The organism is Arthrobacter sp. MDT2-16 (assembly GCF_054510925.1).
The window spans coordinates 575,504-596,673 of sequence record NZ_JBTNDP010000001.1 but is presented as its reverse complement, the minus strand read 5'-3'; the positions used below and the strand labels follow the sequence as shown (position 1 = coordinate 596,673).

Below are 21,170 nucleotides of genomic sequence, written 5' to 3'. Positions count from 1 at the left end.
CCCGCGACCGCTCTCGCCGCCGTCCGGATACGCCGCCGCCGGAGCACTGGCGCGCGACTGGCCGCGGCGGGAGCCGTCGTCGTCGTGCTGTTCGCCGCGAACGTCCTCCTCGGCTCCTACACCGTCACCGTCCCCGACTTCTTCCGCATCCTCGCCGGCGCCGACATCCCCGGCGCCAGTTTCATCGTGCTGGAGACCAAGCTGCCCCGGGCCGTGATCGGCGTGCTGATCGGGGTCGCCTTCGGCATCGCGGGCTCGGTGTTCCAGACGATGCTGCGCAACCCGCTCGCGAGCCCGGACATCATCGGCATCAGCTACGGCGCGAGCGCGTCCGCGGTGACGGCGATCGTGCTCTTCGGGGCCGCGGGTGCCGCGGTGTCCCTCTCGGCGCTCGCCGGAGCCCTGGCCGTCGCCGCGGCGATCTACCTCGTCTCGCGGCGCGGGGGAGTGGCGGGCTACCGGCTCATCCTCGTCGGGATCGGCTTCGCCGCGGTGCTGCACGCCCTCGTGAGCTTCCTCATCACGCGCACGGACCTGCGGACGGCGAGCGAGGCCGTCTTGTGGCTCGGCGGGTCCCTCAATTCCAGCAGCTGGGATCGTGCGACGGTCCTGGCGCTCGCGCTCGTGGTGCTGCTCCCGGCCGCGGCCGTCCTCTCGCGCAGCCTGCAGGGCCTCGAACTGGGCGACGACGCCGCCGCCGGCCTCGGTGTCCGCGTCGAGGCGTCGCGGCTGGGACTGATGTCCACCGCCGTCGCCCTCGCCGCCGTCGCCACCGCCGCCGCCGGGCCCGTGGCCTCCGTCGCGTTCCTGTCCGGGCCGATCGCCCGCCGGCTGCTCGGCAACCGGCCGTCCCTCGCCATGGCGGCCCTGGTGGGTGCCGTCATCGTGCTCGCCGCGGATTTCGCCGCCGCGAACCTCGTCCCCGGGATCTCGCTGCCCGTCGGCGTCGTCACCGGTGCCCTCGGCGCCCCGTTCCTGCTGTGGCTCCTCGCCACCGCCAACCGCTCAGGCCAGGGAGGCTGATGATGGTCCAGCCCATGGACACGAGGACGCCGGACACGCTGTCCGCCGCCGGGCTCACCCTCGCCTACGACGACCGCACCGTGGTGGACGGGCTCACGGTGCAGCTGCCCGCCGGCAAGGTCACGGTGATCGTCGGCGCCAATGCGTGCGGCAAGTCGACGCTGCTGCGGGGGCTCGCACGTCTGCTCAGACCCGTCGCCGGCACCGTGGTCCTCAACGGCGCGGACATCTCCACGCAGTCCACGAAGGCAGTGGCCCGCGTGCTGGGACTCCTCCCGCAGACGCCGATCGCTCCCGACGGCATCAGCGTCGCCGATCTCGTGGGCCGGGGCCGTTACCCGCACCAGGGCTGGTTCCGTCAGTGGACGCCGGAGGACGACGGCGCCGTGGCCGACGCCCTGGAGGCCACCGATACGCTGGCCCTCGCGGACCGCACCGTGGACGAGCTCAGCGGTGGGCAGCGCCAGCGCGTATGGATCGCCATGGCCCTCGCCCAGCAGACCGGGATCCTGCTGCTGGACGAACCCACCACCTTCCTCGATGTCACGCACCAGATCGAGGTGCTGGACCTCATCACCGATCTCAACCGGCGCTCCGGGACCACCGTCGTCATGGTGCTGCATGACCTGAACCTCGCAGCGCGCTACGCCGACCACCTGATCGCGATGCGCGAGGGCCGCATCGTCGCAGAGGGCGCGCCGTCCACCGTGGTCACCGAGGAGACGGTCTCCGGGGTCTTCGGTCTCGACTGCCGCGTCATCGAGGACCCGGTGTCCCGCACCCCGATGGTGATCCCCGTCGGCCGGCACCACGGTGCCCCGGCAGCCGTTCCGCCCGACCCGTCCCCGACCGTCCGCGAGGCGGCACGGGGCTACCGGCCCAATCCGCAGGACACCGTTCCTGCACGCATGGAGGCATCATGACCGACGTGACCCAGCGAAGCGCGCGGAGGACCGCCGCCGACACCGAGCCCATGGTGCTCGCGTTCGACGTCGTCGTGACCGCCGTGCAGGACCTCACGGCGAACTTCCGCCGCATCACCTTCGGCGGTGCGTGCCTTGAGGCCTTCGGCGTCGCGGGGGACACCCTGGACCTCCGGATCAAGATCGTCATCCCGACGGCGGGACGCGCGTGCCCGGACATCGCCGGGATGATGCGCGGCAGCGTCGCGTCCAGCTGGTACCAGCTGTGGCTCGGCATGGACGCCGAGGAACGCGGTTCCATGCGCACCTACACCGTCCGCGAGTCGCGCTGCACCGGGCCGCAGCCGGAGATCGACGTGGACTTCGTGATGCACCTCGACGGCGACGGCCGCGGCGGACCCGCCTCCGAATGGGCCGCCGCAGCGCAGCCCGGTGATCGCGTGTGCATCATCGGCCCCAACTCCTCCGCCGCGCAGTGCACGACGGCGGGAGCCTACGGCGGCATCGAGTGGAGCCCCGGACTCGCCCAGCACGTGCTCCTCGCGGGCGACGAGACGGCCGTGCCGGCGATCAGCGCCATCCTCGAGGCGCTCCCCGCGGACATGAGCGGCCACGCGATCCTCGAGGTGCCGGACGGGCAGGACGTCCAGCCCATCAGGACGTGCTCCGCGGTCACCATCACCTGGCTCGCCCGCGGGCAGCGCCCCCACGGGGAACTGCTCGAGGCGGCCGTCCGGAACGCCATCCGCGTGCCGGGCTGGGTCTCGCTCTCCGGTCGCGGTGCTGCCAGCGGCGGGAGCGAGCCCGAGGAGGTCGACATCGACCGGGCGATCCTCTGGGAGACCCCGCAGCTGCTCGAGACGGCGATCGTGCAGTCCGGCGTCAATCCCGGACGCCCGCCCGGAACCCAGCCCTTCTACGCGTGGATCGCAGGCGAGGCGGCCGTGGTGCGGGGGCTGCGCCGCTATCTCGTCCGTGACGTCGGCGTGGACCGAAAGCAGGTCGCCTTCATGGGCTACTGGCGCAAGGGGCGCGCCGAGCTGTCCTGACGCGGACGGGCTGAGACGCAGGTCCCGCTGGGCATTCCGAAGGATTTCTGGAGCGGGAGGCAGTGTCGCACATCTGATCCACAGGCAGGATAACGGAATTGTAACTCCGCATTCCGTCGCCTAGTGTTTGAGCGGTCGATGCTCGTTCATCCGATCCAGGTCCGCACGCCTGACCCTGTCAGCGGACCGCCAGGACAACCCGGTGACAGGGGTGGAGGAGCCAGGTTCCGGCGGCACCCGTTGCCTCGCCGGTAGTGCCTCGCATGGTCCATCCGCTCTGCCCATCCCGCGGTCCTCCCGCGATCACGGCTGCGCCGACGGGGCTCGCCGACTCCCGCTCGAGTCCGACGGCCGACGACGCAGGCGTCGAGAAAGAGGTAGTCAGTTGACCCAGACGGTCATGTCCGGGCGCCGCCGCGCGTCCGACGATCGCGCGCAGCATACCCCTCCGGCCCCGCGCCGCTCTGCACAGACCCCTCCTCCGGGCCGTCGCGCGCTCCGCACGGACCACGCGCGTACGGACCGTGCCATCGCCCGGCCCACATCGGGCGCCGTCGCCGAGGCGGCCGCCGCCCTGCCGTCGCGCCGCAGTGCCCGCCCCGCCGCCGTGCGGCCCCGGCCCCGGATGCGGTGGCGACCGGCGGCGCATCCCTCGGCCGTCCACCGGGTAGCCGGCCGTCCGACGCCGTTCGTGCGCCTGCGGGACAACGCGGCCACCGCGGGCATCGTGCTCGCCTCGGCCGGCCTGCTGATGGGCGCCGTCGCGCCGTCGGCCACGTCCACCCCGGCGGACGGGGCCGAGATGACGGTCGCCACCGGCGTCGCACAGGCCGTCACCGCGCCCGCGAACGTCACGGTGGACTTCGGGCTGGAGACCGCCGGTCCTGCAACCGAGGGCATCGCGCCGAGCATCGCCGACGCGCGGGCCCTCTCGGGCTCCCTCACACCGGCGGCGGAGGAACGCACGGCGTTCAGCGTACCGGTGGAGAACCCCGTGCTGGCCTCGACCTTCGGGTACCGCGTCGATCCCATGGGCGGTTCCGGATCAGAGCTCCATACGGGCCTCGACTACGCCAGCGCCTGCGGTACCCCGGTGAACGCGGCGGACGCCGGGACCGTCGTCGACTCGGGCTGGCACGCCCACGGCGGAGGGCAGCGCATCGTGATCGACCACGGCGACGGACTGAAGACCACCTACAACCACCTGGGCGTGCTCGAGGTGCCGGCGGGCACCGCGGTGCAGCGCGGCCAGCTCCTCGGCGCCGTGGGGAGCACCGGCAACTCCACCGGCTGCCACCTCCACTTCGAGGTCCTGGTCGACGACGAGAAGGCCGACCCGCAGCCCTGGCTCTAGACGAGGGCGTCACGAGCGCCGACGCGGCTCAGGGGAGCGGCTCGCTCACGACGGCCGGATCCTTGTAGCCGAGCGGCATCCTGAGTCGGAGCGAATCCGGCTTGACCTCGAAGGTCATGTGCGTCGCCTTGCCGAGCGGATCGCCGTCGAGCTGAACCTCGAGCGGTTCGCGCAGCGTGACCTCGGCCGTCCTGCACTGGAAGTACTCGAGCGAGGGGTCCTTGCCCTTCCCGCGGGTGAACAGCTTGCCGGCGACAGCCAGCCACCCCAGCTTGCCCTTCGGCGCCACCGTCATGAGGTCCATGAGGCCGTCGTCGATCCTGGCACCCGGGAAGATCTCCAGGCCGCCCATGATCTTGCCGCAGTTGCCGCCCATCACGCTGCGCAGGCGGCGCTCGAAGGGCTTGCCCCCGTTCACGGAGATGGTGGTGCGCGAGGGCCTGCCGGGCAGGTTCCTGATCCCGGCGTCGACGTAGGCCAGCCAGCCCACCTTGTCCTTCAGGTCGTCGCGCGTGTCCGACATGATCGCGGCGTCGTAGCCGATACCCGCCATGACCAGGAACACGTGGGCGTCCTGCGCGCGATCCACGGTGACGTGGACGACGTCGATGGTCCGCTCGGTGCCGCGGAACGCGGACTCGACGGCGGCGTCGGGATCATCGACGGCGATGTCCAGGTTGCGGGCCAGCAGGTTGCCCGTGCCCAGCGGGACGAGGGCCATCATGGTCCCGCTCCCCGCGAGCTCCTCGGCCACGCAACGGACCGTGCCGTCCCCGCCGGCCGCGATCACCAGGTCCACCCCGGCGGCGAGCGCCTCGCGCGCCTGGCCGTGCCCGGGATCATCCGCGGTGGTCTCGATCACGAGGGGTTCCTCCCAGCCGTCCTCGGCGGAGATGCGCCGGACGGCGCTCTCGACGTCGACGGTGGTGGCCTTGATGGGATTGACGATGAGCGCGGCGCGACGGCCGCCCGATCCCGCGTCCGTGACGGTGTCGGGGGCCGCTTCGGTTGTAGCGTCGGTGGGCATGGTGTCCTTCGTGCGGGGTGTCAACGGATGGCTCCGTCGAGCTTATCCCGGCGGTCCCAGGCGCTGAGGGTAATCTTTGGGACGTGAACTTTCCCCAGCGATACGTGGCCCTCGGCGATTCCTTCACCGAAGGGGTGGGTGACTGGGATCCGGCGTCCCCCAACGGTGTGCGCGGCTGGGCCGACCGCGTCGCCGAGCAGCTCGTCCTCGCGGACCCCTCCTGGGGCTATGCGAACCTCGCGATCCGCGGGAAGAAGATGCGCCAGATCCTCGACGAGCAGATCGACGCCGCCCTCGTGCTGCAGCCGACCCTCGTCACCGTCTACGCGGGTGCCAACGACATCCTGCGGCCGCGTATCGACATCGACGCCCTCATGAAGCACTACGACGACGGCATCGGGCGGCTCCGCGAGGCGGGCGCCGCCGTGGTGCTCTTCACCGGCTTCGATGCAGCCGGTTCCGCCGTCTTCGGGAAGACCCGCGGACGCACCGCCGTCTACAACGAGTGGGTCCGCGAGATCGCGGACAAGCGCGGGGCCACGATCGTCGACTACTGGCGACTGCGCGAGTTCCAGGACTGGGGCTACTGGGACGTGGACCGGATGCACATGTCCACGGCAGGGCACACGCTCATGGCCGCGCGGGTGCTGGAGGCCCTGAAGGAATCCCACCGGATCGACCTGCCCGAGCTCGAGGCCAGGCCCGTCCTCAGGCGGACCGAGCAGCTGCGGGCCGATGCCCAGTGGGCGCGGGAGTACCTGAAGCCGTGGGTGGGACGACGGCTGCGCGGCGTCTCGTCGGGTGACGAGCTGACCGCGAAGTACCCGACACCGGTCCACCCGCGCGGGGCCTCGGTCACCGCCTGAGGCTTCCGACGACGTCGGGCCGCAGTCCGCTCCCCCATGGGGACCTCGCCGGCCTCCCGGTCCGGGGCCTCGGGGGGCCGTGTGTCGGCGCATGTGACGGGCGATCCATGGGAACGACGACGTCCTCGCGCATGATGGTGGCATGACGCATTCCACGCGGGAGGACGCATGATCCTGCCGGGTACCCGGGACCCCCGCCTGGTGACGATCAGGCGGGGTGGCTCGCTGACGGACGCGGACCACCGGGCGCTCGCCCTGTGGTCCGCGGACTGCGCCGAGCACGTCCTGTCTTCCTTCGAGCAGGTCCGGCCCGCCGATGCCCGGCCGCGCCGGGCGATCGACGCAGCCCGGGCGTGGGCGCGCGGCGAGCTCGCGATGATGAGCTGCAGGGCATCGGGCGGGCACGCCATGGGTGCAGCACGGCCGCTCCGGGGCGCCCCTCGGTTCGCCGCCTATGCCGCGGGGCAGGCCGCGTGCGTCGCCCATGTCCCCGAGCACGACCTGGGTGCCGCGGCCTACGCCATCCAGGCCGCCCGGGCCGCAGCTCCGGGCGGACGGCACCACGAAGCGGGCAGGGCCGAACGCGACTGGCAGCGTGCCCGGTTGCCCCAGCACCTCGAGGACCTCGTCCTCGAGGACCAGCGGCGGCGCAACGACATCTGCTGGAACGTGTTCGATGACTGACGGGGGTGCCGGTGCGACCGTGCCTCCGGTGGTGCTGCAGTACCCGCTCCTGGGGCACTTCCGCGCCCGGAACAGCCCGGCACGGCGGGTGCCGAGCCACGGGACGCACCTGATGGGCACCACCTACGCCATCGACCTCGTCCCCGTGGACGCCCGGGGCCGCGTAGCGGCCAGGACCTGGCGAACCCTCGTCGCCTCGGAGTCGGCCGAGGGGTTCGTCGGCTTCGGGGCCCCGGTCCTTGCACCGCATCCCGGCATCGTCGTCACGGCGCACGACGGCGAGGAGGACCACCTGGCGCGGAGGTCGCAGCTGGCACTGCTGCCCTACATGGCGGGCCAGGCGCGCCGACTGCAGGACGGGCCGGGCGCGATCGCGGGGAATCACGTGGTCATCGCGATCGACCGGGACGGACCGTTCGTACTGATCGCCCATCTCCGCAGGGGCTCGCTCCAGGTCCGTGTGGGGGAGCGCGTTGCTGCGGGCCAACCCATCGGCGGATGCGGGAACTCCGGCAACAGCACCCAGCCCCATGTCCACCTCCAGGTCACGGACAGCACCGATTGGGTCACCGCACGGGGCCTGCCCCTGGCCTTCCGGACCCCCGCGGGCTCCGAGGTTCCGGCGGAGTCGCAGATCATCCACCGGTGACGGGCAGCCCCTCGCCCCGGGAAGCACAGACGATGCCTCGGACATCCCGGACCGCAGGGCGGCTCGCATCGAGGGCGTCGACCTCCCTGGGAAGCAGCACCCGGCGGGCTCCCGCACACCGGCCCGGCACCGGCCCGGGCGCTGCGGCGCCCGGGAACCGGTGTGCCAGAATGGGCCCATGGCGGCGCAGTGGCTTGACCCCGACGAGCGGCGGGCATGGCTGGCACTGTATGCCCTGACGTCACTGGTCCCCGCGAGCCTCGACGCGCACCTGTTCCGCGAGGCGCGCATCACCCTGTTCGACTACCACGTCCTCGCGATGCTCTCCGAGTCGCAGGGCCGGCGCCTGCCCATGAGCGAGCTCGCGGCACGCTCGACGGCGTCGCTCTCGCGCCTGAGCCACGTGGTGAAGAAACTCGAGGGACGCGGCTGGGTCTCCCGGCTCCCGTCGGACTCCGACGGCCGCGTGACCACGGCAGCCCTGACTCCTGCCGGCTTCGACATGCTGACCGGGCTCGCGGTGTCGCACGTGGCGCAGGTGCGGGCCACGGTCTTCGACCCGCTCGACGCGCAGGACGTCGCCGACCTCGAGCGGGTGGGGCGCAAGATCCTCCGCGGCATGGACAGCGCGCACTGGACTCTGTCCGACGGCGAGGCGGCCGGCGAGGACGTGGCCGAGTCCGCCGCCCGTGCACCCGAACAGGACGAAGCGGCATCCTCCAAGCAGCACACCTACAGCACCGGGCACTGACCCGGGCAGGACAGGACGGCAGATGGGTCGGCACGGACAGTTCGGGCATCAACCGCGCGTTCTCGCGATCGTCCTGGCGGGCGGTGCGGGAGGCCGGCTCGGTGCCCTCACCGAGCACAGGGCCAAGCCGGCCATGCCCCTGGGCGGCAGCTACAGGTTGATCGACATCGCCCTGTCCAACCTGCAGCACAGCAGGATCTCCGATGTGTGGATCATGGAGCAGTACCAGCCGAAGACCATCAACGACCACCTCCGCAACGGCCGCCCGTGGGACCTCGACCGCACGCGCGGGGGCCTGCTGGTGCTGCCACCCTTCAGCGGCAACGAGGGCGAGGGCTTCGCCGACGGGAACGCGGACGGCCTGCTCCGCCAGGCGTCGTTCATCAAGGATTTCGGGCCGGACCTGGTCCTGGTGCTGAGCTCCGACCACCTGTACCGCTTGGACTTCCGCGACGTCGTCGACACCCATCTCGCCACGGACGCCGACCTCACCATGGTCACGGTCGACTTCGACGGGGACGCATCCCATCACGGGGTGGCGACCGTGGGCGACGACGGCCGGGTCACCGACTTCGCCTACAAGCCCGAGGACCCGCCCACGAGCATCGTCGCCGCGGAGATCTTCCTCTACACGGCCGATGCGCTGCTCGACACGCTCGAACGGCTGCAGGACACCGAGGACGGACTCGGCGACTACGGGCACCACCTGGTACCGCGCCTCGTGGAGAAGGGAACCGTGGTGGAGCACCGGCTCGAAGGGTACTGGCGCGACCTCGGCACGCCGGTGAACTACCTCCGCGCCCACCTCGACCTCCTGGCCGGCACGGGGTTCGACCTCGCAGATCCGCAGTGGCCCATCCTCACCGAGCCCCCGCAACTGAACCCGGGGTTCATCGGCGACGGCGCCGTCGTGGCCGATGCGCTCATCGCACCCGGAGCCACGGTGCGCGGCACCGTCCGCAGGAGCGTCGTCGGCTCCGGGACCACGGTCGAGGCCGGTGCCGTGGTCGAGGACTCGGTGTTGCTGAACCGGGTGCGGGTCACCTCCGGAGCCGTGGTCCGGCACGCGATCGTCGACTCGGACGCCGTCGTGTCCCGAGCGTGCGAAGGTGCGGGACCGGACGACCCCGCCGTCGTCGACCGGGACGGCGGGATGGGCGACTGACCCGTTTTGGCCAGGCCTGATCCTGCCGGTAGTATGGTAGGGCGTTTGGCTGTGGCCGACGCCGCCCCTTCTCCGGACGGGACGGAGTCTGCCCTGCTACCCGCGACTACCTGGAATTCCAGGCTGCATCGGCCGTGAGGCCGTGCTGCCTGATCTTCACCGTCTTCCCCGCGGCGAGGCGCTTCGGCAGGTTCTCACCCTGCCAGGCCAACCTCCGGAAAGCTGCAGTAATAACGGTGTCATTACTGGTGGCGGGACGCCCAACAAGTGATTCCGTCACGTTCATCTAATCTGGAGGAGAGTTATGGCAGCCCACTGCCAAGTGACCGGAGCCGAGCCCGGCTTTGGACACAGCATTTCGCACTCGCACCGCCGCAACAAGCGCCGGTTCGACCCCAACATTCAGAAGAAGCGCTACTACGTGCCTTCCCTGCGCCGCAACGTGACGCTGCAGGTCTCTGCCCGCGGCATCAAGACGATCGACGTCCGCGGCATCGACGCTGTCGTCGCGTCGATCCTCGCGAGGGGAGTGAAGCTCTAATGGCAAAGGACAAGGACGTACGTCCGATCATCAAGCTGAAGTCCACCGCAGGCACGGGCTACACCTATGTGACGCGCAAGAACCGTCGTAACGATCCGGACCGCATGGTCCTGATGAAGTACGACCCCAAGATCCGCAAGCACGTCGAATTCCGAGAGGAGCGCTAAACCATGGCCAAGAAGTCAAAGATTGCTCGCAACGAGCAGCGCAAGGTCATCGTCGAGCGCTACGCGGCCAAGCGCCTCGAGCTCAAGAAGACCCTCGTCGACGAGAACGCGACCGACGAAGCACGCGAAGCGGCACGCCTCGGCTTGCAGAAGCTTCCCCGCAACGCCTCGCCGGTGCGCCTGCGCAACCGCGACCAGATCGACGGGCGCCCCCGTGGCACCCTCCAGAAGTTCGGCATCTCGCGTGTCCGCTTCCGTGACATGGCACACCGGGGCGAGCTGCCCGGCGTGACGAAGTCGAGCTGGTAACAGCCTCCGGCGCTCAGCGCCTTCTGCACGGCACGTCGGAAGCCGGCAACCCTCGGGTTGCCGGCTTCTGCGTTCTCCGGTGGTCGCACGGACCCCGAAGAGGCCGAAACGGGCCCGAAATTGCCGTGTTCGGGCCGAAAAGCCGCGTAAACACGCGGAACACGGCACGCAAGCTGATAGGTTTCCGAACAGAGGCTTTTCGAATACCGCGGAAAGCTCGTTCCGAAGAGTACGTCCAGGAGGACCTAAATTGGCTAAGAACCGTAGTGAACTTGTCTCCGAGGTAGCAGCGAAGGCTGACACCAGCCAGGCCGCAGTCAACAGCGTCCTCGACGCGCTGTTCGACGTCTTCGCCGAGTCCATCGCCAAGGATGAGAAGATCACCATCCCCGGCTGGCTCGCCGTCGAGCGAACGAGCCGCGCAGCGCGCACCGGCCGCAACCCCCAGACCGGCGAGACCATCCAGATCGCAGCCGGTCACAGCGTCAAGCTGACCGCCGGATCGAAGCTGAAGGCGTCCGCCAAGTAGTCCGCGGATCATCGGAGGGCCGCTGCCGGGAAGGCAGCGGCCCTCCGTCGTCCATGTGCCCATGCCTCGTCCGGAGGGCCGGACACGCGGAGATTGGCCCTATTTCTACTGCGGGTAGAGAATGGTGTATGTGTCGACCACTGCGAAGTACCCGCGCGAGACGCGTGCCGGCGTCTCCTCCGAGCGCGCGATCGGCCCCACCTGGCTGATCCTCGCCGGCGTCGCCGTCCTCGCCGCCCTCGTGGTGGCCCTGTTCTTCTCGGGAGCCGCGGCAGCCCGCCAGCTCGGGGATCCCGGCGCCCTGACCCGGTGGGGCCTGCCCGTGGCGAAGGTGCTCAACAACACCGCAGCGGCCGCCACCATCGGCGCCCTGGTCTTCGCCGTCGTCATGCTGCCACGGCAGGTCGGCACCGGGGGGCGCAAGCCCCGCGACGGCGCCGCCGAGCACCCGGCCTTCACCCGCGTGATGCTCCTCGCCTCCGTCTCCGCGGTCGTCTGGACGCTCGGTGCGCTCGGTGTCATGGTCTTCACCTATTCCGACGCCGCAGGGCTCCCGCTCAGCACCGACCCCGCCTACACGCAGGGGCTCGCCGCCTTCCTCACCGACTTCTCCACGGGGCGCGCCTGGCTCGTGACGTCGATCGTCTCCGCGGTCCTGGCCACCGTCCTGTTCGGGGTGCGCTCGCAGACCGGACTGGCGCTGGCCATGGTGCTCGCCCTCCTGAACCTGCTGCCCATGGCACTGATCGGCCACTCCGCGAGCGGCGACGACCACAATGCGGCGGTCAATTCGATCGCTCTCCACCTGGTGGGGGTCTGCCTGTGGGTGGGCGGCATCGTCTCCCTCGCCGTCGTCAGCGGCACGCTGGGCGATCAGGCGCTGGCGGTCCTCAAGCGCTTCTCGGCCCTGGCCGGCTTCGCCTTCCTGCTCGTGGTGGCCTCCGGCGTGGTGAACGCCAGCCTCCGGATCACGGACCTGGCGCAGCTCAGCTCGCAGTGGGGCCTGCTCGTCACGTTCAAGACCATCGCGACGCTGCTGCTGGGCGGGATCGGCTGGATGCACCGGCAGTGGATCATCCCGCAGCTCCAGGCCCCGGCGGGCACCGCCGCATCGAAACTCTCCGCCCGCCGCGTGCTGTGGCAGCTCATCACCGTGGAACTCGTGATCATGGCCGCGGTCTCCGGCGTGGCCGGCGCGCTGGGCCGCACGGCGCCGCCGCGCGCCGAGGAGCTGCCGACGGAGGCAGGACCGGCCCGGATCCTGACCGGCTACGACCTCCCGCCGGAGCCCACCGCGGCCCGCTGGCTCACCGAATGGCGGCCGGACTGGCTCTGGATCACCGTCGCCGTGACCCTCGGCACCGCCTACCTCCTCGGCATGGTGAAGCTGCACCGCCGCGGCGACTCGTGGTCCCCGCTGAAGCTCATCTGCTGGCTCGTGGGTCTGGCGCTGCTGACCTACTTCACCTCCGGCGCCCCCGCCATCTACGGCATGGTGCTGTTCAGCGCCCACATGATCGACCACATGGCCCTGACCATGGTGGTGCCGCTGTTCCTCGTCCTCGGCGCACCCGTCACCCTGGCACTCAAGGCGCTCGGCGCACGGCGCGACGGAACACGTGGCATCCGCGAGTGGATCCTCGTGATCGTGCACTCCCGGCCATCCAGGATCATCACGCACCCGCTCTTCGCGGCCGGCAACTTCGTGGCCTCCATCATCGTGTTCTACTACTCACCGCTGTTCGGGTTCGCCCTGCGCGAGCACGTGGGCCACGAGCTCATGATCACGCACTTCCTCCTCACCGGGTACGTCTTCGTGCTCTCGATGATCGGCACGGACCCCGTACCACTGCGCGCGCCCTACCCGCTGCGCATCCTGCTCCTGTTCGCGACCATGGCCTTCCACGCCTTCTTCGGTGTGACGCTCATGGGGTCCACGTCGCTGCTCGAGGCGTCCTGGTTCGGCAACATGGGACGCGAATGGGGCGCCTCCGCCCTGGCGGACCAGCAGGTGGGCGGCGCCGTCACCTGGGGCGTCGGCGAGCTGCCCACGCTCCTGCTCGCCATCGGTGTGGCCGTCATGTGGTCTCGCTCGGACGCCCGGGAGACGAAGCGCAAGGACCGCGCGGCGGACAGGAATAACGACGCCGACCTCACGGCTTACAACAGCATGTTCGCCGACCTCGCTGCGCGCGACCCACGCCGTCCCGCGCAGCAGTCCCCGGCGCGAGCCACCACGACCGCAGGAGACCCTGCAGGGGAGACCGAATGACCGAGACCACCGTGCGCACCGGCTACCGCGTGCGCGGTTCAGCCCTGACCGGCCGCAACTGGCTCAACACCGGCGGCAGGCAGCTGCAGCTCGAGGACCTGCGCGGGAAGATCGTCATCCTCGATTTCTGGACCTTCTGCTGCATCAATTGCCTGCACGTCCTCGACGAGCTGCGACCCCTCGAGGAGCAGTACTCGGACGTCCTGGTCACGGTCGGCGTGCACTCCCCGAAGTTCGAGCACGAGGCCGACCCCGTGGCCCTCGCGGCCGCCGTCGAGCGCTACGACATCCACCACCCCGTCCTCGACGACCCCGAGCTCAGCACCTGGCAGGCCTACACGGCGCGTGCCTGGCCCACGCTCGTGGTCATCGATCCCGAGGGCTACATCGTTGCGCACCTCTCCGGTGAGGGCCACGCCACGGGGCTCACGTCGCTCGTCGAGGAACTCGTCGCCGAGCACGAGGCCAAGGGCACGCTGCACCGCGGAGACGGGCCCTACGTCCCGGCCGAGAGCACCGCAGGGGACCTCAAGTTCCCGGGCAAGCTCCTCGCGCTGCCGGCGACGGGCACCTTCCTCGTCGGCGACACCGGACACCACCGGCTCGTGGAGCTCGAGGCGGACCTCGTCACCGTGCGCCGCACCATCGGTTCGGGCACGAAGGGCTTCCGCGACGGCGGCGCCGACGAGGCCGAGTTCAACGAGCCCCAGGGCGTCGCGCTCCTGCCGGCCGGACTGGCCGCCGAGGTGGGGTACGACGTCGTCGTCGCCGACTCCGTGAACCACCGCCTGCGCGGAGTGGACCTCGCCACGGGGGAGGTGCGTACCCTCGCCGGCAACGGCACGCAGCGCCTCCTCGACGCCGGGAACCACACCAAGACCGGACGGCAGGAGAACGCGCACGAGGTGGGCGCCGAGAGCGAGACCCCGCGCCTGACGGAGACCCGGCTCGGCACCGATGCCCTGAACGTGTCACTCTCCTCGCCGTGGGACGTGCTCTACTCCACGGTGCTGGACCGCGTGGTCATCGCCATGGCCGGCACCCATCAGATCTTCACCTACGACCCCCGCAGCCACGCGGTCGAGGTGCTCGCCGGCACGGGCCTCGAGGGACTGCTCGACGGCGACGCCTCGGCGGCCTGGTTCGCCCAGTCCTCCGGCCTCGCCGAGGACGCCAACGGCACCATCTGGGTCGCGGACTCCGAGACGTCCTCCGTGCGGCTCCTGTCCTTCCTCGAGGTCAACGGGCGCAGCCGGGTGCAGGTGCAGACGGCCGTCGGGACCGGTCTCTTCGACTTCGGGTTCCGTGACGGCGACGCCGACCAGGCACGCCTGCAGCACCCGCTCGGTGTCACGGCCCTGCCCGACGGCTCCATCGCCGTCGCCGACACCTACAACGGTGCCGTCCGCCGGTACGACCCGGCCACCCGCCAGGTGTCCACGCTGCTGCGCGGCCTGTCCGAGCCGTCGGACGTCCTGGTGGACATGACGCCCGTGGCCGACGGCGGCGACCCGCTGCTGATCGTCGTCGAGACGAACCGGCACCAGCTCGTCCGCGTCCCGCTGCCCAAGGAGGCCCTCGCCGTCGACGAGGGCGCGTCACAGACCCAGCGGCCGAAGACACCCATGGCCGCGGGGCCCATCGGGCTGACCGTCCGCTTCACCGCGCCCAAGGGCCAGAAGCTCGACGACCGCTGGGGTGATCCCACCCAGCTGAAGATCAGCGCATCCCCGGAGTCCCTGCTCGTGTCCGGCGGCGGCACGTCCACGGGCCTGACCCGGGAGCTCGTCCTGTCCCCGGAGGCGGGCGACGGCGTCCTGCACATCACCGCGCGGGCGGCGTCCTGCGACGGCGAGCCGGGCGGGGAGATCCCCGACCACGCGGCCTGCCACCTGTACCAGCAGGACTGGGGCATCCCGGTGTCCGTGACGGCCGACGGCGACACCGCCCTGACGCTGGACCTGCGCGGCCTCGACTGACGGTCCGGATCCACCCCGGCACGGACTTCGCCGACGGACGGTCGGCAGCATCACGACGAGGAGCGCACCATGACGATCGACGACGGAGCAGCAGCACAGGACCAGGGGACGGCCCTCGTGGTGGGAGCCACCGGCATCGCCGGTTCGGCGCTCGTCGACAGGCTCACCGCGGAGGGGTGGCAGGTCCTGGCGCTGTCCCGCAGGCCCGGTGCCGAGCGCGACAGCGTCCGCTGGCTGTCCGCGGACCTGACATCGGCGGAGGCGCTCGCCGCCGTCCTCGCGCCGGAACACCCGACCCACGTCTTCTTCACCGCCTGGTCCCGCCGGGATACCGAGGAGGAGAACATCGAAGTCAACGCCGGCATGCTGCGCGACCTGCTGCTCGCCCTCCGCGGCAAGGACGTGGCCCACGTGGCCCTCATGACCGGGCTCAAGCACTACCTGGGCCCGTTCGAGGCGTACGCCGCCGGGGAGATGGCGGATACGCCGTTCCACGAGGAGGAACCGCGCCTGCCGGTCCGGAACTTCTACTACGCGCAGGAGGACGAGCTGTTCGCGGCGGCGGGCGAGCAGGGCTTCACATGGTCGGTCCACCGCGCCCACACGGTGATCGGCCACGCGGTGGGCAACGCCATGAACATGGGGCTCACGCTCGCCACGCAGGCCACCCTCTGCCGGGAGGCGGGGGAGCCGTTCGTCTTCCCCGGGTCCGAGACCCAGTGGAACGGGCTGACCGACATGACCGACGCCGGGCTCCTCGCCGAGCACATGCTGTGGGCCGGTACCACGCCCGCCGCCGCCGACGAGGCCTTCAACATCGTCAACGGTGACATGTTCCGGTGGCGCTGGATGTGGCCGCAGCTGGCCGACTACTTCGGCGTCGCCTGGGAGGGGTACGCCGGAGCGCCGCGGCCGCTCGAGCAGACCATGGCAGCACGGGAGGAACAGTGGGCCGGGATCGCACGGCGCCACGGGCTCTCCGAGCCCCGGCTGGACAGGATGGCCTCCTGGTGGCACACCGACGGCGACCTCGGACGGGACATCGAGGTGGTCACCGACATGGGCAAGAGCCGCGTGGCCGGTTTCACCGGATACCGGAGGACCCCGGATGCCTTCTTCACGCTGTTCGACCGCTACCGGGCCGAGCGTCTCATCCCCTGACGCGGCGCGCGGGCCAGGACCTGATCCTGACGCGGGACCGGGCAGTATCGGGGCCCTCGGCCAGCGCGGCGGGGACTAGTAGCGCACCACGGGCGTGACGGTGATGGCGTCACCGGTCACCGTGAGCTCGGCGTCGAACTCGAAGGGGACGGGTTCGGAGACGTTCCGGACGGCGCCGGAGAAGAAGTCCTGGAGCCTCGTGTCGATGCGGGCCGTTCCGCGCAGCGGCCCCAGGAGCCATCCGCCGTCGCCGGGTGGGATGGACGCGGACGGGTACTCCTCGATGGACCAGGAGATGTCGCCGGCCAGCCGCTCGTCGGTCGGATAGGTGAACGGGCAGTTCCTGGGCTGGAAGACGGTCTGCTCCGCGCAGCCGTCCAGGAAGGCATGCAGCTGCTCGTCCACCGCGCGGGTCAGCTCCGGCGTGGCTTCGGTGGCGAGGGCCAGGGGTGGCGGTGTCCCGCGTCCGGTCACCGCCGCGTGCTGCTCGGGCGCCGCGAAGTACTTCCCCTGGTACTGCGCGGTGACCGCAGCCGGGTAGAAGGACGCGAGCGCTGTGACACCGCCCGGGAGCCCGACGTCGACGCCGTTCACCACGGCCTGGACGCTGTTCGCCGCCGAGACCTCGATGGTCGGCAGCGCCGTCCGCTCGAACTCCCACACGTCGAACAGTCCCCACTCGGTGCCGGTGCGCTGGAGGGGGAACACGGTGGTGGTCTCGGCGCCGTCGAGCGTGTAGGTCACCGGCACCTCGACGCGGTCGGGCGCTGTCCTGCGTGCCTCGCCGACCGTCGCGTCCTCGAGGGGTGCGCTCGCGCGCCGGAGGGCGTCCCCGTCGAGCAGGGTCGGATCGGAACCCTCGGGCACGGAGGCGTGGAGCAGGCCCAGCGCCTTCCCGCCGTCGCCCTCGCGCAGCGCGTCGAGGTACAGGCCCACCTGGTGTTCGGGGCCGTAGAGCCGCCCGTTGAGGAAGGACACGGTGGCGAGGAACGCGGCCACGACCACCAGGACGCAGAGCAGCCAGGCCGCGATCACCTTCACGACGGGAGTGGTTCGCACCCCTCCACGGTACCGGGTGCGCCCGGTCAGCCCGGCAGGAAGCCCAGCAGCACCCCGGCGACGGCGCACACGAGCCCGACGACGGCGACCACCCGGGTGCCTCCGTACGGCTCCTCCAGGGACCAGCGGGTGGGGTTGCGGGCGTGGTAGAAGATCGTGACGTCCCTGCCGGGTGCGAGGGGCGGCGGCGGGCCCTGGGCCTGCTGCCGCCGCCGGATGCCGCTGGCCCAGAGAGCCTCGACGATCCGGAACCGGTGGTCGTGCCAGCGCAGGTAGGGATGTCCCTCGTGGTCGTACGTGATGGCCTGCGTGCGGGTCCACGAGCCGTAGAGCAGGCGGATGACGAGCGCGGCGAGGAGCAGCCCCACCCCCAGCGCCGTAAGGGCCGCCGAGACGAACTCGATCACGACCATCGGGGCATGTCCTCGGCGGTAGCCGGAATCCGCAGCCTCAGTACCATCTGCGCTTGCGGTGCTTGGTGCCGAAGAGGCCGCGCGCCAGCTCCTTGCCGATCACCCCGGCGGCCTTCAGGGCCAGATCGGCCATCTCGTCCCTGCCCGGGCCGCGCTGGGCGGTGGTCCGGCCGGTACCGTACTCCGCCCCGTACTCCGCGGCACGGTCCTCAGGGCGGGGAGCGGGGACGTCGTCGTACCGTCCGTCCGTGCTGCCGGCGGGACGCCCGGCGGCGCCGGGGTTCTCCTGCCGGTCACGCCTCCGTGCCGGACGGGACGGTACGCCGAGGATCTCCTCCTCGATGCGGCGGGCCTCGGCGTCGCGTTCCTCCCGCGAACGCTCCGCGACCGGTGCGCCGGTGGGGGGAGCGATGTCGGTCCGGCCGCCCAGCTTCTCGAACGCGGAGTGGCTGTCCACGGCCTGGCCGTACCGGGGGAGCAGGGGGGAGGCGGCGACGACGGCGGACACCGTGCCCTCGGGCGCCCTGCCCATGACGGACTCGGGGGAGCGGAGCCGCGTCCACGCAACGGGGGTCGGGGCGCCGTGCTCGTTCATCACGGTGACCACGGCCTCACCGATCCCGGCCGAGGTCAGCACCTCCTCCAGGTCGTAGGCGCTCGTGGGGAAGGTGGAGACGGTGGCGCGGAGGGCCTTGGCGTCGTCGGGCGTGAAGGCGCGCAGCGCGTGCTGGACACGGTTGGCGAGCTGCCCGAGCACCTCGCCGGGCAGGTCCTTCGGGGTCTGGGTGACGAAGAAGATCCCTACGCCCTTGGAACGGATGAGCCGGACGGTGGTCTGGATGGACTCGCGGAAGGCCTTCGAGGAGCCGGTGAAGAGCAGGTGCGCCTCGTCGAGGAAGAACACGAGCCGGGGTTTGTCGGCGTCGCCGATCTCGGGCAGCTCGGCGAACAGGTCGGCCAGCAGCCACATCAGGAATGTCGAGAACAGCCGCGGCTTCTGCTGCAGGGCGACGAGTTCCAGCGCCGTGATGACACCGCGGCCGTCCGGTGCGGTGCGGAGGAGGTCTGCGGTGTCGAACTCGGGCTCGCCGAAAAAGGCGTCCATGCCCTGCGCCTCGAGCGTGACGAGTCCGCGCAGGATGACACCGGCCGTCGCCCTGGACAGACCTCCGAGCGAGTCGAGGGCCTCCTTGCCCTCGTCCGAGGTCAGGAAGCCGATGACGGCGCGGAGGTCGGCGAGGTCGTAGAGCTCCAGCCCGTTCCTGTCCGCGTAGTGGAACACGAGCTGCAGGCTCGATTCCTGGGTCTCGTTGAGGTCCAGGACGCGGCTGAGTAGGAGGGGGCCGAAGGACGAGATGGTGGCGCGGACGGGGATCCCGCCACCGCCGAGGGTGAGGAACTCCACGGGGAAACCGGTGGGTGTCCACTCCTGGCCGACGCTCGCGGTCCGCTTCGTCAGTCGGTCGGAGGCTGTCCCCGGCATGGTGAGGCCCGTGAGGTCGCCCTTGATGTCCGACAGGAAGACGGGCACTCCATGGGCCGACAACTGCTCCGCCATGACCTGCAGGGTCACGGTCTTGCCGGTGCCCGTGGCTCCGGCGATCAGACCGTGGCGGTTCATCATCGCGAGGGGCAGGCGCACCTGCGCGTCGGCGTGCAGTGCGCCGTCCACGAGGGCCGCCCCGAGATGCAGGGTCGGTCCCTCGAAGACGTAACCGGAGGTGATGTCGGCGACCTGCGCGCCGCCGTCGTGTTCGACCATAGGGTCAGACTACACAGCAGGACCGGCACCTGAACCGGTGCCGGTCCTGCTGGTGGGGCTGCCCAGAAGGGGCGGCCGGACGGGCCGGATCAGCCTGCCGCGTGCTTGCCGCCCGCGGCTGTCGCACCCCCGGAACGGCCGGCCCCGGCGTCGACGGTGGCGTTCCCGGAGGCCGACGTCCCGTTGCCGGAGGTGCCGTTGCTGCCGAAGGCACGGCCGCCGTCGCGGTCGGCCTGCTGGGCGGTGGTGATCTCCTCCGCACGGTCCTCCGCCGCCTCGCGCGTCAGCTGGGCCCCGGCCTCCGCGTCCCGCGTGAGGTTCTCGCCGCTCTCGGCGTCGAACAGGTGGAGCTTCCGGGTGTCCAGCCAGATCTCCGCCTCCCGCCCGCCGCGGATGCGGCTCGCGGCGTCCAGGGTGACCACGACCTGCGGGCGCAGCTCGTCGGCATCCATGTCGCGGGCGAGACTGTTGAGCAGCTCCCTCATCTCGGGTGCCGGGTCGAAGTTGATGTACCCGTACTGCTCGTTGCCCAGCCACTCGGTGTGCGTCAGTGTGGCCATGAACGTCGAGCCGTGCGAGCGCTTGCTGTCCTCCACGAGCTTGGCGTCCTCGAAGAACTCCGGACGGACGCCCACCAGGACCACCCTCTTGCCGGCCGCCTTGCGGGCCTTGTCCTCCGGGATGCTGATGTCCCCGAGCGCGGTCCTGAGGGTGGTGCCCTCGAGGGTCGCCGGCAGGAAGTTCATCGACGGCGAGCCGATGAAGCCGGCGACGAAGAGGTTCACGGGCTGCTCGTACAGCTCCCGCGGAGAGGCGATCTGCTGCAGCTCGCCCTTCTTGAGCACGGCCACGCGGTCGCCGAGGGTCATGGCCTCGGTCTGGTCGTGCGTCACGTAGACGGAGGTGACGCCGAGGCGCCGCTGCATCTGGGAGATCTCGGACCGCATCTGCCCGCGCAGCTTCGCGTCCAGGTTGGACAGGGGCTCGTCGAAGAGGAACGCGTCCGCCTGACGGACGATGGCCCGACCCATCGCGACGCGCTGCCGCTGGCCGCCGGAGAGGTTCGCGGGCTTGCGCTGCAGGTGGTCGGTGAGCTCGAGGGTCGCCGCGGCCTCGGTGACGAGCTTGTTCACCTGGTCCTCCGAGTGCTTGCCCTTAGCCAGGCGCAGGGGGAACGCGATGTTCTCGTACACCGTGAGGTGCGGGTACAGGGCGTAGTTCTGGAACACCATCGCCAGGTTGCGGTCCCGGGGCGCCTTGTCGTTGACCCGCTGGCCGTCGATGAGCAGGTCGCCGTCCGTGATGTCCTCGAGGCCCACGATCATGCGCAGCAGCGTGGACTTCCCGCAGCCCGAGGGGCCGACGAGGATGATGAACTCCCCGTCCGCGATGTCGATGCTGATGTCATTGACGGCGGGGAAGCCGTCGCCGTACTTCTTGACCAGGTGGTTGAGGGTGATTGAAGCCATGGTGCGATTCCTTTTCTT

General features: G+C 70.8%; 21 protein-coding genes. 16 read left to right on the top strand and 5 right to left on the bottom strand.

From position 1 onward, the window contains the following. Positions 1–27 precede the first annotated feature (27 nt). From ACX80N_RS02900 to ACX80N_RS02885, 4 genes are all read left to right on the top strand, one after another. Positions 28–1,023 carry a FecCD family ABC transporter permease gene (locus ACX80N_RS02900; protein WP_459338467.1) on the top strand — a complete coding sequence of 332 codons (996 nt, stop codon included), beginning with the start codon at positions 28–30 and terminating at the stop codon, positions 1,021–1,023. Then, entirely contained in the window at positions 1,023–1,946 is a 924-nt protein-coding gene (locus ACX80N_RS02895; RefSeq protein WP_459338209.1) for an ABC transporter ATP-binding protein, read from the top strand. The genes ACX80N_RS02900 and ACX80N_RS02895 overlap by 1 nt, the downstream gene beginning before the upstream one ends. Then, positions 1,943–2,995 carry a siderophore-interacting protein gene (locus ACX80N_RS02890; RefSeq protein WP_459338208.1) on the top strand — a complete coding sequence of 351 codons (1,053 nt, stop codon included), beginning with the start codon at positions 1,943–1,945 and terminating at the stop codon, positions 2,993–2,995. The genes ACX80N_RS02895 and ACX80N_RS02890 overlap by 4 nt, the downstream gene beginning before the upstream one ends. A 385-nt stretch (positions 2,996–3,380) precedes the next feature. Beyond that, positions 3,381–4,349, top strand: a complete 969-nt coding sequence (locus ACX80N_RS02885; protein ID WP_459338207.1) for a M23 family metallopeptidase — start codon at positions 3,381–3,383, stop codon at positions 4,347–4,349. Between the two features lie 28 nt (positions 4,350–4,377). Here the strand turns inward: ACX80N_RS02885 and ACX80N_RS02880 are convergent, their stop codons facing one another. Beyond that, the gene (locus tag ACX80N_RS02880) at positions 4,378–5,376 is read right to left on the bottom strand and encodes a diacylglycerol/lipid kinase family protein (RefSeq protein WP_459338206.1); all 999 of its coding nucleotides are present in this window, start codon (positions 5,374–5,376) and stop codon (positions 4,378–4,380) included. A gap of 83 nt (positions 5,377–5,459) precedes the next feature. Here ACX80N_RS02880 and ACX80N_RS02875 point away from each other — a divergent pair, with 83 nt between their 5' ends. The 12 genes from ACX80N_RS02875 to ACX80N_RS02820 all read left to right on the top strand — a co-directional run bounded on the left by ACX80N_RS02875 (position 5,460) and on the right by ACX80N_RS02820 (position 16,449). Beyond that, positions 5,460–6,242, top strand: a complete 783-nt coding sequence (locus tag ACX80N_RS02875; protein WP_105031756.1) for an SGNH/GDSL hydrolase family protein — start codon at positions 5,460–5,462, stop codon at positions 6,240–6,242. Positions 6,243–6,410: 168 nt separating this feature from the next. Continuing rightward, on the top strand, positions 6,411–6,926 hold the full coding sequence (locus ACX80N_RS02870; RefSeq protein ID WP_459338205.1) for a putative immunity protein: 516 nt from the start codon (positions 6,411–6,413) through the stop codon (positions 6,924–6,926). Next, positions 6,919–7,575 carry a M23 family metallopeptidase gene (locus tag ACX80N_RS02865; RefSeq protein ID WP_459338204.1) on the top strand — a complete coding sequence of 219 codons (657 nt, stop codon included), beginning with the start codon at positions 6,919–6,921 and terminating at the stop codon, positions 7,573–7,575. The genes ACX80N_RS02870 and ACX80N_RS02865 overlap by 8 nt, the downstream gene beginning before the upstream one ends. Before the next feature lie 178 nt (positions 7,576–7,753). Then, positions 7,754–8,326 (top strand): MarR family winged helix-turn-helix transcriptional regulator, encoded by a 573-nt coding sequence (locus ACX80N_RS02860; protein WP_459338203.1) that lies wholly within the window; start codon positions 7,754–7,756, stop codon positions 8,324–8,326. 22 nt (positions 8,327–8,348) lie between these two features. Then, positions 8,349–9,491, top strand: a complete 1,143-nt coding sequence (locus ACX80N_RS02855; protein ID WP_459338202.1) for a glucose-1-phosphate adenylyltransferase family protein — start codon at positions 8,349–8,351, stop codon at positions 9,489–9,491. Between the two features lie 304 nt (positions 9,492–9,795). Further along, the gene (rpmB, locus tag ACX80N_RS02850) at positions 9,796–10,032 is read left to right on the top strand and encodes a 50S ribosomal protein L28 (protein ID WP_043441573.1); all 237 of its coding nucleotides are present in this window, start codon (positions 9,796–9,798) and stop codon (positions 10,030–10,032) included. Beyond that, the gene (rpmG, locus tag ACX80N_RS02845) at positions 10,032–10,199 is read left to right on the top strand and encodes a 50S ribosomal protein L33 (RefSeq protein WP_019481734.1); all 168 of its coding nucleotides are present in this window, start codon (positions 10,032–10,034) and stop codon (positions 10,197–10,199) included. Before rpmB ends, rpmG begins: the two co-directional genes overlap by 1 nt. 3 nt (positions 10,200–10,202) lie before the next feature. Beyond that, a complete protein-coding gene (rpsN, locus tag ACX80N_RS02840; protein ID WP_026545363.1) occupies positions 10,203–10,508 on the top strand; it encodes a 30S ribosomal protein S14 in 306 nt (101 codons plus the stop codon). A gap of 250 nt (positions 10,509–10,758) precedes the next feature. After that, on the top strand, positions 10,759–11,037 hold the full coding sequence (locus ACX80N_RS02835) for an HU family DNA-binding protein (protein ID WP_104051767.1): 279 nt from the start codon (positions 10,759–10,761) through the stop codon (positions 11,035–11,037). Between the two features lie 130 nt (positions 11,038–11,167). Further along, positions 11,168–13,309, top strand: coding sequence for a cytochrome c oxidase assembly protein (locus tag ACX80N_RS02830; RefSeq protein ID WP_459338201.1), 2,142 nt, complete (start codon positions 11,168–11,170; stop codon positions 13,307–13,309). Then, positions 13,306–15,288, top strand: a complete 1,983-nt coding sequence (locus tag ACX80N_RS02825) for an NHL domain-containing thioredoxin family protein (protein ID WP_459338200.1) — start codon at positions 13,306–13,308, stop codon at positions 15,286–15,288. Before ACX80N_RS02830 ends, ACX80N_RS02825 begins: the two co-directional genes overlap by 4 nt. A gap of 69 nt (positions 15,289–15,357) precedes the next feature. Beyond that, a complete protein-coding gene (locus tag ACX80N_RS02820; protein WP_459338199.1) occupies positions 15,358–16,449 on the top strand; it encodes an SDR family oxidoreductase in 1,092 nt (363 codons plus the stop codon). A gap of 75 nt (positions 16,450–16,524) precedes the next feature. Here ACX80N_RS02820 and ACX80N_RS02815 read toward each other — a convergent pair whose 3' ends face one another. The 4 genes from ACX80N_RS02815 to ACX80N_RS02800 form a co-directional block, all read right to left on the bottom strand. After that, positions 16,525–17,508 carry a hypothetical protein gene (locus ACX80N_RS02815; RefSeq protein ID WP_459338198.1) on the bottom strand — a complete coding sequence of 328 codons (984 nt, stop codon included), beginning with the start codon at positions 17,506–17,508 and terminating at the stop codon, positions 16,525–16,527. Between the two features lie 26 nt (positions 17,509–17,534). Beyond that, the gene (locus ACX80N_RS02810; RefSeq protein ID WP_459338197.1) at positions 17,535–17,921 is read right to left on the bottom strand and encodes a hypothetical protein; all 387 of its coding nucleotides are present in this window, start codon (positions 17,919–17,921) and stop codon (positions 17,535–17,537) included. Between the two features lie 37 nt (positions 17,922–17,958). Next, positions 17,959–19,683 carry a helicase HerA-like domain-containing protein gene (locus ACX80N_RS02805; RefSeq protein ID WP_459338196.1) on the bottom strand — a complete coding sequence of 575 codons (1,725 nt, stop codon included), beginning with the start codon at positions 19,681–19,683 and terminating at the stop codon, positions 17,959–17,961. A gap of 89 nt (positions 19,684–19,772) precedes the next feature. Next, on the bottom strand, positions 19,773–21,152 hold the full coding sequence (locus ACX80N_RS02800) for an ABC transporter ATP-binding protein (RefSeq protein ID WP_459338195.1): 1,380 nt from the start codon (positions 21,150–21,152) through the stop codon (positions 19,773–19,775). Positions 21,153–21,170: the final 18 nt, after the last annotated feature.